This is a genomic window from Serratia sp. BIGb0163 (assembly GCF_024809935.1).
Taxonomy (GTDB): Bacteria; Pseudomonadota; Gammaproteobacteria; order Enterobacterales; family Enterobacteriaceae; genus Serratia; species Serratia quinivorans.
The window spans coordinates 880,138-893,113 of sequence record NZ_JANUDZ010000001.1 but is presented as its reverse complement, the minus strand read 5'-3'; the positions used below and the strand labels follow the sequence as shown (position 1 = coordinate 893,113).

General features: G+C 50.5%; 14 protein-coding genes and 1 pseudogene. 4 read left to right on the top strand and 11 right to left on the bottom strand.

Features of this window, described 5'->3' with window-relative positions; genetic code table 11:
* Positions 1-158: 158 nt before the first annotated feature.
* The gene (locus M2406_RS04385; RefSeq protein ID WP_165366387.1) at positions 159-566 is read right to left on the bottom strand and encodes a hypothetical protein; all 408 of its coding nucleotides are present in this window, start codon (positions 564-566) and stop codon (positions 159-161) included.
* Between the two features lie 208 nt (positions 567-774).
* On the opposite strand from M2406_RS04385, the gene M2406_RS04380 reads away from it, so the two are divergent.
* The 4 genes from M2406_RS04380 (at position 775) to M2406_RS04365 (ending at position 4,478) form a co-directional block, all read left to right on the top strand.
* The gene (locus M2406_RS04380; protein WP_259188876.1) at positions 775-1,983 is read left to right on the top strand and encodes a CynX/NimT family MFS transporter; all 1,209 of its coding nucleotides are present in this window, start codon (positions 775-777) and stop codon (positions 1,981-1,983) included.
* 121 nt (positions 1,984-2,104) lie between these two features.
* Complete coding sequence (locus tag M2406_RS04375) at positions 2,105-2,851, top strand: SDR family NAD(P)-dependent oxidoreductase (RefSeq protein WP_218216299.1); 747 nt, start codon at positions 2,105-2,107, stop codon at positions 2,849-2,851.
* 17 nt (positions 2,852-2,868) lie between these two features.
* Positions 2,869-3,087, top strand: a complete 219-nt coding sequence (locus M2406_RS04370; RefSeq protein WP_112363766.1) for a 4-oxalocrotonate tautomerase family protein — start codon at positions 2,869-2,871, stop codon at positions 3,085-3,087.
* A gap of 269 nt (positions 3,088-3,356) precedes the next feature.
* Entirely contained in the window at positions 3,357-4,478 is a 1,122-nt protein-coding gene (locus M2406_RS04365) for an AI-2E family transporter (RefSeq protein ID WP_012006472.1), read from the top strand.
* Positions 4,479-4,603: 125 nt separating this feature from the next.
* Here M2406_RS04365 and tolA read toward each other — a convergent pair whose 3' ends face one another.
* From tolA to M2406_RS04315, 10 genes and pseudogenes are all read right to left on the bottom strand, one after another.
* On the bottom strand, positions 4,604-5,044 hold the full coding sequence (gene tolA / locus M2406_RS04360) for a cell envelope integrity protein TolA (RefSeq protein WP_259188875.1): 441 nt from the start codon (positions 5,042-5,044) through the stop codon (positions 4,604-4,606).
* An 88-nt stretch (positions 5,045-5,132) separates the two neighbouring features.
* Positions 5,133-5,300: pseudogene (locus M2406_RS04355) on the bottom strand (isocitrate/isopropylmalate family dehydrogenase); the annotation flags it as partial.
* 255 nt (positions 5,301-5,555) lie between these two features.
* A complete protein-coding gene (locus M2406_RS04350) occupies positions 5,556-6,434 on the bottom strand; it encodes a hypothetical protein (protein ID WP_253275387.1) in 879 nt (292 codons plus the stop codon).
* An 80-nt stretch (positions 6,435-6,514) separates the two neighbouring features.
* Positions 6,515-7,783, bottom strand: a complete 1,269-nt coding sequence (gene umuC / locus M2406_RS04345) for a translesion error-prone DNA polymerase V subunit UmuC (RefSeq protein ID WP_017892558.1) — start codon at positions 7,781-7,783, stop codon at positions 6,515-6,517.
* Positions 7,783-8,205 (bottom strand): translesion error-prone DNA polymerase V autoproteolytic subunit, encoded by a 423-nt coding sequence (umuD, locus tag M2406_RS04340; protein WP_017892557.1) that lies wholly within the window; start codon positions 8,203-8,205, stop codon positions 7,783-7,785. Before umuD ends, umuC begins: the two co-directional genes overlap by 1 nt.
* 645 nt (positions 8,206-8,850) lie before the next feature.
* Positions 8,851-9,549 carry a hypothetical protein gene (locus M2406_RS04335; protein WP_259188871.1) on the bottom strand — a complete coding sequence of 233 codons (699 nt, stop codon included), beginning with the start codon at positions 9,547-9,549 and terminating at the stop codon, positions 8,851-8,853.
* Positions 9,550-9,569: 20 nt separating this feature from the next.
* Positions 9,570-10,697: a contractile injection system protein, VgrG/Pvc8 family gene (locus tag M2406_RS04330; RefSeq protein WP_259188870.1), complete on the bottom strand. Its 1,128-nt coding sequence runs from the start codon at positions 10,695-10,697 to the stop codon at positions 9,570-9,572.
* Positions 10,698-10,700: 3 nt separating this feature from the next.
* Positions 10,701-10,916 carry a tail protein X gene (locus tag M2406_RS04325; protein WP_259188868.1) on the bottom strand — a complete coding sequence of 72 codons (216 nt, stop codon included), beginning with the start codon at positions 10,914-10,916 and terminating at the stop codon, positions 10,701-10,703.
* Entirely contained in the window at positions 10,891-11,349 is a 459-nt protein-coding gene (locus M2406_RS04320) for a phage tail protein (protein WP_122078824.1), read from the bottom strand. Before M2406_RS04320 ends, M2406_RS04325 begins: the two co-directional genes overlap by 26 nt.
* Positions 11,349-12,968: a hypothetical protein gene (locus M2406_RS04315; RefSeq protein ID WP_259188866.1), complete on the bottom strand. Its 1,620-nt coding sequence runs from the start codon at positions 12,966-12,968 to the stop codon at positions 11,349-11,351. The genes M2406_RS04320 and M2406_RS04315 overlap by 1 nt, the downstream gene beginning before the upstream one ends.
* Between the last annotated feature and the right edge of the window lie 8 nt (positions 12,969-12,976).

The following is a 12,976-nucleotide window of genomic DNA, read 5'->3' as shown; positions in this document are numbered from 1 at the left end:
CCGAGAATTTTTTTGTCAGTGGCTTAAGCTAGAAGTTACTGGCGAGCTAATGGACAATGCCAAGGCTAATTCTTGTCCTGATTAGCAATATAACTATTATTTAATATTCAGAGTAGAGAGAGATTGTATAACCTCTCTCCAACATTCTCGCGAGTGAATTACTTCACTTGCCACATCCGGTACTGACCCCAAAAACCATTTTCCGTGACATATTCCTGATCTGTACCATCAGCCACGATATCCAACGTTTTTCTCATTCCCATAGACAACACGTTGCAATCATTGCTCACTTTCAACTTATGCGGACCTTTATCCAGGTAAGCCACGGCAAATTGATTTTGTCGCAAAAGTGCAATATTAGTCTCATCTACCGCGACCACAAACCGGCAAGTTCCCCCGCTCCCACCACCAATAAACTGCTTGTTTCTGGTGACAGTAATTTTGCTCTGCACCACGTTTTCTTTTTTTTCAGCATATTTTTTGCTCAAAACTTCATCTGCCGGACCATAAGGTCTGGCACAACCAACAAGAGTAAATAATGTCGCTGCTAATAATATTTTTTTCATTTTAATTCCAGATTAATTAAAGCCTTACAATGATATCAGCATGCAACAGAGAGAAATATATAACTCTTGCTTAAGGGGGATAATTAACGAATAGGCCTCAGCAATAAGGCTCGAAATGTGTGGTTCTGTCGACAAATAGAGCAATAATTGAACTGTCGATAATTTCGGCATAACGCATAGTCTGATTTTTATCTTCCAGGAGAAAACCATGACTGCGACCAAGCTCGACGCCGTGGATTCAGTCCCTTCCCCCACAACTCAATGGCTGGCGATCACCAATGTAGTGTTCGCCGGCATTGCCGTTGCGCTGCACGTGGGCAAAGCGACCATTGCCCTGCCGGAACTGCAGCGCGAGTTTGGCCGTTCGCTGGAGTCGCTGAGCTGGGTTATTTCCGCCTTTCCGTTTATCGGCGTGTTCGGTGGCATCGCCGCCGGACAGTTGGTGCGCCGCTGGGGCGACCGACGCTTGTTGAGTCTGGGCCTGGGGATCGTCAGCCTAGCCAGCTTTGCTGGAGCGACTCAGCACGACTTCACCGGGCTGATCGCCACTCGCGTTATCGAAGGGATCGGCTTTGTCATTGTGGTGGTTGCCGCACCGACCGTGCTGACCCGGTTGGTGGCGCCGCAGCAACGTAATCTGGTATTCAGTATCTGGAGCACTTTCATGCCGGCAGGCATGGCCATATCCCTGTTCTTCGGTCCGCACTTCGCCGGTTGGCAACAGAGTTGGATCGCCGGTGGCATTCTGACGTTGCTGGCGGCTCTGCTGCTGCCATTCACCACTCAGCGCAGTGTGATAACCTCCGCAACCGCGACAACACTCAGGCTGCGTCAGGCGCTGCTCAGTATCATTCGCGCCCGACAGCCGCTGCTGTTGGCCCTGATCTTTACCACCTATAACCTGCAATTTTTTGCCGTGATGGCCTTTCTGCCGATATTCCTGATGCAGCGGATCGGGCTGACGCTGGCCGCCGCCGGAGGTGTCAGTGCGGCAGTGATTGCGGTCAATATTCTCGGTAATCTCTTCGCCGGTGTATTGCTGTCGCGTGGTCTGCGAGCCCGTATCCTGCTCGCCATTGCCAGCACGCTGATGGGGCTTGCCGGAGCCAGCGTATTCCTTTCGGCCACACCGAATTCCATGCTGGTCCCACTGTGTCTGCTATTTAGCGCTATCGGCGGCATGCTGCCCGCCACTATTCTGGCTGCCACCCCAGCGGCGGCACCCGAGCCCACTTTGATCCCGCTGAGTCTGGGCCTGGTGATGCAGGGCATTTATCTTGGCCAGGTGATCGGCCCGATCCTCTTGAGCACGCTGGTGGCCTATGCCGGTTGGACCGCACCTTCCGTTCTGGTGTTAGCCGCTGCGGTACTGGGAAGTGCGCTGGCGTTGGCGCTGGTAGCCAAACCCAAAATCTAGCCAGCCCGTCGTGACTCATTACACCATGTATAAAATCAAATGACTCTGACCCCATTTTTCTCTTCATCTATAAGAATTATCGTTTCAGCCACGCAAATAATGACTATGCAGAGAGCGGATAATGGACAGAGTAAAAACAGTAATTGTTACCGGCGCATCCAGCGGATTGGGCTTCGCTATTGCGCGGGCTTACCTGGCGCGTGGCTACAATGTCGTGGGCAACGCACGCTCACTGGAACGTTTGCAGGCAGCGGCCAACCAACTCGGTAATCCTGAGAACCTGCTGCTGGTTCCCGGTGATATCGCCCTGCCGGAAACCGCGACCCGCCTGTTCGAACAGGCAGAAGAAAACTTTGGTCAGGTCGATATTCTGATCAATAACGCGGGGATCTTCATGTCCAAACCGGTGGCAGAGTATTCGGAGGAAGATGTCGACGCGATGCTGGCGACCAATCTGAAAGGTTTCTTCTATCCCTCACAGGCCGCTGCCCGTCACATGGTGCCCAATGGCACTGGCCACATCGTCACCATCACTGCCGCCATCGCCATGCAGCCCATCAGCAAAGTCCCGGCCCTGCTGCCGATTATGGTCAAAGGCGGGTTGAACCAGGCCACCCGCGGGCTGGCGCTGGAACTGGCACCGCATAATGTGATGGTCAACGCCGTTGCTCCCGGCATCATTGCCACTCCACTGACCATGAGCAACCCGGATGAACAAAGCCTGGCGTTTATGAAACAGATGGCCCCGACCCAACGCATCGGTCAGCCGCAGGATATTGTCGACGCGGTGCTGTACCTGACTGACTCAAGCTTTGTCACCGGCACCGTCGTTGCCGTAGACGGCGGCACTACCGCCGGCGTCTGGTAATTAAGGAGAACCTGCACATGCCCTATGTCAATATTAAAGTCACCGATGAAGGCGTCACCGCCGAGCAGAAGCGCCAATTGATTGAAGGCGTCACCGAGTTGCTGGAGCGCGTGCTGAACAAGCCACGATACGCCACCTCGGTAGTGATTGACGAAGTCGCTACCGATAACTGGGGCGTAGGCGGTGAAAGTGTCACGACCCTGCGCAACAAAGAACGAAACTCGGGCCAGCGATAGCCCCCAACGCCCCTGGTCTGTTGTTAACCCGACGTTCATCCGCAAAGGGTGACGGGTTAGTCAGGCTGGGGGATTTTGTTGTAACAAGCCCGCATCTCCCACTCAAATACCCCCACTGAATAGATGATGACTAATAAGTTTCATTAATCGTTCATCTATAAAATCCACTACCTGTTACGCGTTTGTGATGATAGGGTTTAATCTTCAAGAAGTGTCAATGTCATTCAATACCGACATTGGCGGAGAAATCTATCATCAGAGGGACGGGTATGATGTCTAAGGGTATTTCAAAGGGATTCTTTATTCTGATCCTTTTCATAGTTACCGCTGCTTTTCTGGACGTATTGGGTCCCTATTATTCGTCCGTTCTGTGGGCGATCATCCTGGCGGTGATTTTCCACCCGGTGAAACAAAAACTTAAGCAGTATTTGGGCGAACGAAACGGCCTGGTGTCGCTTTTGACGGTCGCAGTGATCTGTCTGATCGTATTTACTCCCCTGGCGATTATTGCGTCTTCATTGGCGATTGAGCTTAACGTGGTCTACACCAAATTACAGGGTAATAACGCGCAATTCCCGGTGGTTCTGGCCGATACCCTGCGGGTGCTGCCTGGCTGGGCACGCCATTTCCTTACCGAGCACAACCTCGACAACGCGGCAGAAATACAAAAGAAACTTTCACAGGTGGCGCTGCAAGGTGGGCAATATCTTGCCGGTAGCGTGTTCCTGATCGGTAAAGGCACCTTCAACTTTGCCGTGGGTTTTGGCGTAATGCTCTATCTGCTGTTCTTCCTGCTGAAGGACGGCCCTTATCTGGTTAACCTGACGCTGCAGGCGCTGCCATTATCCGAGCACGTTAAACATCATCTGTTTGTGAAATTCGCCGCGGTTTCCCGCGCGACGGTGAAAGGCACGGTAGTGGTTGCCGCAGTGCAAGGTGCACTCGGCGGCCTGGCGTTTTACATCACCGGTATCGAAGGCAGCCTGCTGTGGGCTGCGTTGATGGCGTTCCTGTCCATCATCCCCGCAGTGGGCTCCGCCATTATCTGGGTACCCGCTGCCATCTATTTCTTCGCCACCGGTATGTTGTGGAAAGGCCTGTTCCTGGTGGGCTTCTTCGTGGTGATCATCGGTTTGGTCGACAACATCCTTCGCCCGCTGCTGGTGGGTAAAGACACCAAGATGCCGGATTACCTGATCCTGATTTCAACCCTGGGCGGTATGGAGATTTACGGTATCAATGGTTTCGTCATCGGCCCGTTGATCGCCGCCCTGTTCATCGCCTGCTGGAATATTCTTTCCGGCCGCGACAGTGCCGAAACCACGGATGAGATTGATGAAGATTTTATCGAGGAAGGCAAGAATCACCCTGATGCCACCAAGGCGGATTGAAACATTGCCCCTGTCGGGGTATCTGTAAAATGGCATTAAATAACGGGAGCCCTACGGCTCCCGTTGTTGTTCAAATGCTTAAACACAATTACAGGCGTTTAACGATAGTTATGTCATTCAGCCGCTTAGGGGCGAAATTCCAGTACGGAATCTTTAAAAGCACCGTAAACCGCTTGTGACGGCGGCTTGGGGAAACGGGTATTTGTGATTGCCTTTATAGCAGCCCGGCAAAGCGCAGGATCACCACTTTCAGAGCGGACAGCCAAAAGCATCCCATCCGGAGCAAACTTCATTCTGATAGTACATTGCTTGCCGGCATAAGCGTTGGCATCATAAAAATGGTTCTGAATCGCCGCCCGTACCTGCCCGGCATAGTGGCTGACCTCATCCCCTGCTGCAGGGGTTGCTTTGCCGTCAAGGGCAGCAAAAAGATCGTCGACACCCTCCGCAGACGGCCCAGCGTTAGCCACAGCGTTCGTCTTGGTACAGCCTGTCAGCCAAAGTGAGACGACAATAAGCATTAATGCCGGCAGGTTTTTTTTAAACCTTAAATGAACTCTATTCATGATTCCCTTCTTTTAGAATAGTCACTGGAAAGAACAATAAAAAACGGGAACCATCAGGCTCCCGTTATCATTTAACGCTTAAACACGCTTACATGTGTTTAACGATAGCGTCGCCAAACTCTGAACATTTCAGCAGCTTAGCGCCTTCCATCAGGCGCTCGAAGTCATAGGTCACGGTTTTGGCTGCGATGGCGCCTTCCATGCCCTTAACAATCAGGTCAGCCGCTTCGAACCAGCCCATGTGACGCAGCATTAGATTGATAGTATATTAGCAATATATTGATTATTATAGAGAATAAAACAAAAAACTTGCCATTATCGGTTGTCTTGTCATTATCGTAACTTATTGAATTGAAAACCTTAATGTTAGGTTTTGATAACTTGTTTTTCCCGAATTCCAGCGTACATTACCCTCTTCTAACCTATAGCCAAGGTAGCTAAACATGTGTCGTCGCTTTGCTCAGATACAGACTCGAACCGATTACCTTATAGAACTACCTTTTTACCAATGCTAATCCACTGGTTTTAACTCAACAATAAACTCAGCGAATTCGTTATAGTACTCAAAATAGTTATTTAATTGTTCTTGAGTAACTTTTCTTACGGTTTTTCTTGGCCCATTAACCAATGGTGTTATTGTTGTTAAAAGATACTGCCTATTATAAGACTCATTTTCACATTCTTCATTTGAAATCTCGCACTCACTTATTATTTCTCCACTAGCATAATTAAACTCAATGTCATAACTCAACTCTTCAAGCAAAATCATTCCTGAGCTAATAACCCGTTCTTGGTCCTCTTCATCTATGTCAGCACCATGGATTGCTCTATTTGATATTGATATAACATCGAGTAATGGCCACCCCAAACTTTCGGCTATAACACCTTTTTCAATCAAAGACATGATTGATTGTTTTAGTGGCGGAATTTTAATGCCATCAGATTCACCCAGGTATTTTACATACATATAAATTCTTTTTTCAATCTCAATTCTAAGCTTCGCGAAAGCTAATGTTGGATCACGCCCCTTCAACTCATTTATTATCTCAATATCTTTCTCTAGCTTATATATTCTTTCGTTTGGATTCCTTTCTTGAGGCAACGACTCCTCCACTTTAAATACTAATTCATCAATTTCTTGACTATCTATTTTTTCAACTTCAAAATCACCATATTTTATTTTTTTTATTTCTTTCACATATGGAGATGACAGAATCACTAGCAATAAGAATACTGATATGACATCGACTTTTAAAAATGACAAGTTCAAAGTATTAATAATTAGCAACATGGCGGAAAAAAGGATAACTAGTTGCCATATCCTTAAACCCCGGATTTTCACTAAACCCCTTGAGGTTAAACCATTTAAATACGATTTAATATTGTTCATTATATCCATAAAATTCATCACCGATGTCCATTTTGAAATCTTCAAAATAAATGATTATGATACAGTTATAAATTATTTTCTCAATATACTTTAGCCATAGGGAGATCAGTTATGCGAGTTGTATAAGCTGGTGATAGTAGCTCACGCTTCATCGACCACATCTGTTGTGCTCCTTGTCCGGCAAAAAACAGCTTCCCCTTACCGGAGTTATTGATGTGGTCTAGTACCCCCATCAGCTTTTCGCTGTTATGCCTCGGTTGGTGCTCATCGAACAAACCCAATTGGGCAACGCCCTGGCTGAAGAAATCCTGCAGCATCACCCCGCCTTTCTGATACCGATGACCAGGTTGCCAAATCGCGTCAAGGCAGCGCATCGCGGCGGCGATAATGTCCCGCGTATCCTGCGTCGGCGTGCTCAGTTTTATACTGGCCGTATTGCCGTAGTATTCCTCATTGATAGAGAATGGACTGGTTTTAAGCCAGGCACTAACATGCCGGCAATACTGACGTTCTTCTCGTAATTTCTCCGCTGCACGTGTCGCATACATGCAGATTGCCTGATGCATCTGGTCATATTCAGTGATGCGATCTCCAAAGCTGCGGCTGCAAATGATCTGCTGCTTCGTCGGCGCGAATTCTTCAAGCTCAAGGCATGGTTGACCACGTAGTTCACGCACAGTCCGCTCTATCACAACGCTAAAGCGCTTGCGGATCATCGTCGTGCTGGCGTCGGCCAACTGCAGCGCGGTTTCGATACCCATCATGTTGAGTTTTTTCGATATCCGTCGGCCGATACCCCAGACCTCATTCACCGGCAGTAAGTCCATAAGTTTGCGCTGGCGCCCTTCGCTGGACAGGTCCACAACCCCGCCAGTCTTGTCCCACTTCTTCGCTGCAAAGTTGGCCAGCTTCGCCAGTGTCTTGGTTTGGGCAATGCCAACCCCGACTGTTAGGCCGGTATTGCGTAACACTTTAGCCCTCACCTGGCGGCCAAAGGTTTCAAGGTCGATACAGTTACGCACGCCGGTCAGATCCATGAAACTCTCATCGATGGAGTAAATTTCTACGCGCGGTGCCATCTCTTCTAAAACGGCCATCACTCGCTGTGACATGTCAGCATAAAGCTCGTAATTACTGCTGAACGCTATGCCCCCGACGCTCTCAAATTCGCGCTTAATTTTGAAGTAGGGTTCGCCCATTTTCAGGCCCAGAGCCTTCGCCTCTTTGCTCCTGGCAACCACGCACCCATCATTATTCGAAAGAACGACAATGGGCCGGCCGCGCAGGTCTGGACGCCACAAAGTTTCGCAGCTCGCATAAAAGCTATTCACATCAGCAAGCGCATACATTACTTAAGCCTCGTTATCGATGACACCACGACGCCTATCACCTCCAAATCGTCACCGCTGTCATGGAGTAGGATCGGCTCATACTTTGGATTCATTGGCTCCAGCTGCGCGCGCGGATGCAAGCAGAGACGTTTCACAGTGAACTCGCCGGCGATGCTGGCAATAACTATATCGCCATGAGCTGGGTTGATACTGCGATCGACAACGAGCATAGAGCCCTCCGTGATGCCCGCCTCCAGCATCGAGTCGCCGGTTGCATAGAGGAAATAGGTCGCGTTAGGGTGGCTGATGCAGTACTCGTTCAAGTCGATACGTGAACTGACGTAATCAGCCGCAGGACTGGGAAAGCCCGCTGGTACTTTATCGGAAAACAGCGGGATCTCTAGTTTGGTGGGGTTTGGTGTTGGATAAAAGAAAGTCATAATGTTGCCCTGATACTGTGTTTTTATACAGTATAAGCGCAAGTTTTTAGCGGGGGAAAGTTCGGAAATCTCTCGGAAAGGTAGGATATTGATCGGTAAAGAAAGATAGTTCTGATGAATGAAGATGAAGTTCTACCAGTATCTGGCCTACGTGAATAAGTACACAAGCACGATAAAAACTTAAGCCATTATACGTTCTCCCAACACAACTACAGTTCTGCCGCCCCTACCGAGACATTTCAATGTACCGACAAGTCTGTTAGTCACCTGGCTAATCGTAAGCGATCGTTTTCAACGATCAATCTGCAACTAATTGATCGGCAATATCCATTTGCAACCCCAAGATAATACCCGCACCATTAATAATGATTTTCATATGGAGGTGTATCATGTCTGCACACAACATGACGTTTTGCAGAACGTGCGGGTTATGGATAGCTGAAACCACTGGTTGGGCAAACGGCGAACCAAGCTACTGTGAGAAGTGCAAGCCACCATCAATTTTAAGACGTGCTGCGACAAGATTCGGAAACATTATCCGAACGATATTTATTGGTATGATTAAAAGATAAAAAATCCACCAGCACCAGGGATACTAAAAGAGGCAGATTAACTGCCTCTTTTTCTTTATAAACTTCAATTTGATTATGGTACCGATGGTGACATATCCCCAAACGTATATTTAACGCTTACCCCCCACGCTACTCCCTCTTTGTAATCTTCCAAAACCCCAGAAGCAATATCCATTAATTTAATGGGAGCGCCAACAATGGCCAATATCATAACAGAATGCTGGCGCCAGACTCCGCCGACCTTTTTACTTGTCGTCCCGACACTTAACGTATACTGCAAAGGGATCCCCGAGCTATCACAGGGTATTTTCCCCAGCGTGATATCAACAATGACCGCACCATTAGCCGTACTTGGTACTCGGCTAAGCATAAGGGTATTTTTCACTCTCCAAATGCCGCCCGTTTCACTAAAAGCGTTATCCTTAGTGAAGTCAGGCCCCGCACTGGTACTCACATACGTGCCGGTAATACCCACGCAAGGGGTCTTGTAACGGTCTAACAGAAGTCCCGCGTCACTCTTACTTAGCAGATTATTTGCGCTGGGATCTAACTTGATATCACTAGGCGATCCCCCACCAAGAAAATCAACGATATCTTTTATTTTCGCCGCCTCAGTCACCCCTTTATTAACAACGGGTACTAAAGCAGTGAGGTTTAATTTATCAGTAGGTGGCAGCTTGGATATTGACAATGATAATTCATTATCTTGAATGTTTCGGTCAGCTGATTTTGATTGTTGTGCAGAACGGACAAGCCTTAACTTTTCCATCATTTTACCTTACTTGAATAGCGTTAATCGAAATAGCCAATGCCATCGGATTTCTTTTCTTTCTTCGCAGCTTTCGCTTTGCTCTCTGCAGGCGGTTTAATATCAGTGACCAAGTTAAACGCCATCGCCAGGCCTGAGCTGCTCAAAGAAAACGCCAGGGACTCGATTAACCAGGTGCGATCCTCCTCCTCACCAAATCCCGCCGTTGTTATCCGACTTTCGGCAGTCAACGGCACATACTGCGGCCGGCCCGGCCCGCTTAGCGTCATTCGCCTTTCGTTCCGGTTGGCCTGCGTCATTTTTGACTTGGCGCTGCTGTCCGCCTGGGCTTTGCTCGGCTGCGTGAAGGGGTTGGCCTGGTCGGGTCCGTCATGCTCCAGCGATTGAGTTTTCGTTCGACCATCAGCGGGATCGAAATAGGACACGCTCACTTTGCCCTTTTTGCCTTTACCGTCTGCCGTCTTCGCCGGCTTCCCCGTCGTGGCCCCACGCTGGCCATCTGAATAGCTCCAGGAGGAAAGCGCCTCCCGGGTTATCGTGACGTTACTGAGGGCGCCACCGCTGGCGGTAGTTGCTTCCCCCTGTTCCAGAAACAACCAATAACCGCCGGCGGCCTTGCTCACCGCGTTATGCGCACGTGCCAGGCGGGTCATCAGCGCCGCGTCGGACTCCCTCACCTGGTCAATGTGTTCTATCGCGATGTCGGCCAGCTGCGCGGCTATCTTGGGAATGAGGCCGTTATCGGTGGCCACCGTTTTCACAATGTCTTCCAGCGTCACGCCGTCCCAGCTGCGGCTTTTCTGGCTCTGCACATCGCCTGGCTGTTTTTGCGCGTTCATTGGAGCCGATGTGGCGTAAAGCTGGATCTTGCGCGGTGGCCCGCTACTGGCGCGGCCAGACACCACAAACCAGCCCTTATCGACCAACTGACCATTAAAGCCCAGGGCCACACTCAGGCGGGCGCCTTTGGGCGGGAGTTTTAGCGTTTCCGACAGGAGGGTAATTTGCAGCTCGTCAGTTTTGCCCGTGGCGCCGCCGTTGTCCGTTAAGCTGATATCCACCAGGTTTTCACGAATGATCGCGGTTATATCCTGCCCCTCCGCAATAATGCGGAATTCTGGCCGGAATTCGGCCGGCTGTTTTTGTTGCATCGGTTAATCCCATAGCTGGATCGGTGATTCAGGCGTTGGCGTTTCTATGTCCGGCAGGATGATGATTAACCCTGCCGGATAAACAGCCCCCAGCGCTGCCAGTTCGCGATTAGCGTCTAAAACCGTTACAAAGGTCTGCGAAAGGTTCTCCGTGCCGTAGTGGACCGCACAGACGGCATCCAGCACATCACCCTCACGGGTTAGATAATTCGTCGGCATAGTGTTTTATCGTGATCGAGTAGGTTTTCTTGCGAGGAGCGCCGCCCGGCAAAAACGCCGGCGTCGTGTCGGTAAAATCGGTAATAACCCACCAGCCCAACACATCACCGGCACTGCTCACCAGTTGTTGAGGCTCGGCCTTGTCGGCCAGGTCATAAAGCGTATCAATGCTGGCCACACCGTTTCGAAACTGGGAATGCGCCTCCCCGTCCATTTTGACCGTCCGGGCGGATTTCCCTGTGTACTGCAGCAAGTCCTGTTTGCCGATCCGCTCCTGCTCACTCCAGCGCCAACGGGCTTCCCGCGTCAACTGGTTATAGGTCGTCGTGTCGATAGAAAATTCAAAGGTGCCGAGCATCATCATAATGCTGGCGCTGTCCGCCGGCCGCCGTGCATCATAGGCGCCCGTGATCGTGCCAATAATGTCCACCATTACCAGGCCTCCGCTGGGTCATGCATCGCATTGTTGCCGTTGAATACATCCATATTTTTCATTGACGACACCGCGCTATCCGCCACCGCTTGCGCATCCTGGCCAGGTTGAGCGATCACCGTCATATTGACCTCTTGCCTGCGATTGTCTGTCATCGCAGGCTTGTCGCCAGCGGCGCCTTGATTGGTCAGTGAAGACAGGAAAGAAAAGGCCCCTTCTAACGGATCATCACCTTTGTCAGTTTCCCCGATAGCGGCCAGCATCCGATCGTCGGCCTTATCCCAATACGCGCCAGGACTCATAATCCGCTCGCTGGATAATGAATATTGCGCATCGCTGTAAATGCCCTGCAGTGCCTTCTGCTTCCCCGGGTCCTTCAAAATGGATTCGAGCCAGGCAGATTGTCCCCGCGTTTGGGCAAAATCACGCGCGCCCTCGATGTCCCCTTTACCGAGAGAACGCACAATGGCTTTTTTGTCGCTCTGCTCATCAGGCAACAGCCAGGCTAATTTTCTGGCGATGGCCAGAAACAGCTTTGTAACCGTCATTATCCCGTTGGCGAACTCCACCAGGTTCGGGATCCATTTGTTCCTTATCGTGGTGGAAATGATGTCGATGCCGCCATTTTTGAACCAGGCGGAAAGCTCATCCGCCAGCTGCGTCACTTTCGGCGCCAACGAGCCGCCCAGCTTGCCAGCGATTTCTTCCACGGCCGATCCCCACACGCTGCGCAGATTACTGAACGCAACATTGCCGCGAATGGCGCCATCAGCGCCCTCCTTCGTGACCAAGTTGTAACGCTTCTGCTGATCCATCATCTCCTTGTAGCTTTTGCCGGTCAGGCGCATGTACGTCAGGATTTTATTGGCCTCGCCCCCCATCAGCATATCGACCGCGGACGCCGCCTCCTGCTCGTCTTTGTGCTTTAGGGCGCGCTCCATTATTTTTTCAAACTGCTGCTCATTGGTCAGGCCGGCAAAATCGCCGGCGCCAAATTTCAGCATCTTGAAAGCATCGTTAAGCGAGGATTGCTCCCCGGTAGCCTTGTATTCGCCGGCCTTGTTTTTTAGCTCCTCCAGGAGGTCCCCAAAGTTCTCCCCGTTAAGTCCCATCTGTTTTCCGAAACTGTCCCAGGCGTTATACGTCTCGATGCCCACGCCGTAGGTTCTCGCCTTGCCGACGGATTCAGCAGTCCGGGCGTTCATATTCACAGGGGAAAGTATGGCGCCGGCCGCTGCCGCCAGTGCCCCGCCGCCGAGGGTCATCCGGATCCCCGCTTTCAGCGTTCGACCTGCCGCCGTTTTAGCGCCGGCGCCAAAGCGGCGCAGGCGTTCGGCGCGCTGCAGATCACGATTTAAGGCCACCTGAGCGGCATCCGCTTTTTTTATCTCGCGTGTGACGCCGGCATAGTCCCGTTTTAAACCGGCAATATCCTTGCCGGCTAATTTGGCCTGCTTCATTTCTAAAGCCAGGGCCTTCTGTTGTTTGGTCAGCTTCTCCGATTGCTTCTCAACCGTTTTCAGCCCTTTGTTAAGGCCGTCCGTAGACCGGCCCCAGCTGGAATCGATATTGCCGCCGAAACTGATAACAGCTTTTAATTTTTGGCTAAGTCCGGCCACGATTGATT

Excerpts from the sequence above, each read along its gene's own strand:
- M2406_RS04385 (WP_165366387.1), bottom strand. The coding sequence starts at position 566 with ATGAAAAAAATATTATTAGCAGCGACATTATTTACTCTTGTTGGTTGT.
- M2406_RS04380 (WP_259188876.1), top strand. The coding sequence starts at position 775 with ATGACTGCGACCAAGCTCGACGCCGTGGATTCAGTCCCTTCCCCCACA.
- M2406_RS04375 (WP_218216299.1), top strand. The coding sequence starts at position 2,105 with ATGGACAGAGTAAAAACAGTAATTGTTACCGGCGCATCCAGCGGATTG.
- M2406_RS04370 (WP_112363766.1), top strand. The coding sequence starts at position 2,869 with ATGCCCTATGTCAATATTAAAGTCACCGATGAAGGCGTCACCGCCGAG.
- M2406_RS04365 (WP_012006472.1), top strand. The coding sequence starts at position 3,357 with ATGATGTCTAAGGGTATTTCAAAGGGATTCTTTATTCTGATCCTTTTC.
- tolA (WP_259188875.1), bottom strand. The coding sequence starts at position 5,044 with ATGAATAGAGTTCATTTAAGGTTTAAAAAAAACCTGCCGGCATTAATG.
- M2406_RS04350 (WP_253275387.1), bottom strand. The coding sequence starts at position 6,434 with ATGAACAATATTAAATCGTATTTAAATGGTTTAACCTCAAGGGGTTTA.
- umuC (WP_017892558.1), bottom strand. The coding sequence starts at position 7,783 with ATGTATGCGCTTGCTGATGTGAATAGCTTTTATGCGAGCTGCGAAACT.
- umuD (WP_017892557.1), bottom strand. The coding sequence starts at position 8,205 with ATGACTTTCTTTTATCCAACACCAAACCCCACCAAACTAGAGATCCCG.
- M2406_RS04335 (WP_259188871.1), bottom strand. The coding sequence starts at position 9,549 with ATGATGGAAAAGTTAAGGCTTGTCCGTTCTGCACAACAATCAAAATCA.
- M2406_RS04330 (WP_259188870.1), bottom strand. The coding sequence starts at position 10,697 with ATGCAACAAAAACAGCCGGCCGAATTCCGGCCAGAATTCCGCATTATT.
- M2406_RS04325 (WP_259188868.1), bottom strand. The coding sequence starts at position 10,916 with ATGCCGACGAATTATCTAACCCGTGAGGGTGATGTGCTGGATGCCGTC.
- M2406_RS04320 (WP_122078824.1), bottom strand. The coding sequence starts at position 11,349 with ATGGTGGACATTATTGGCACGATCACGGGCGCCTATGATGCACGGCGG.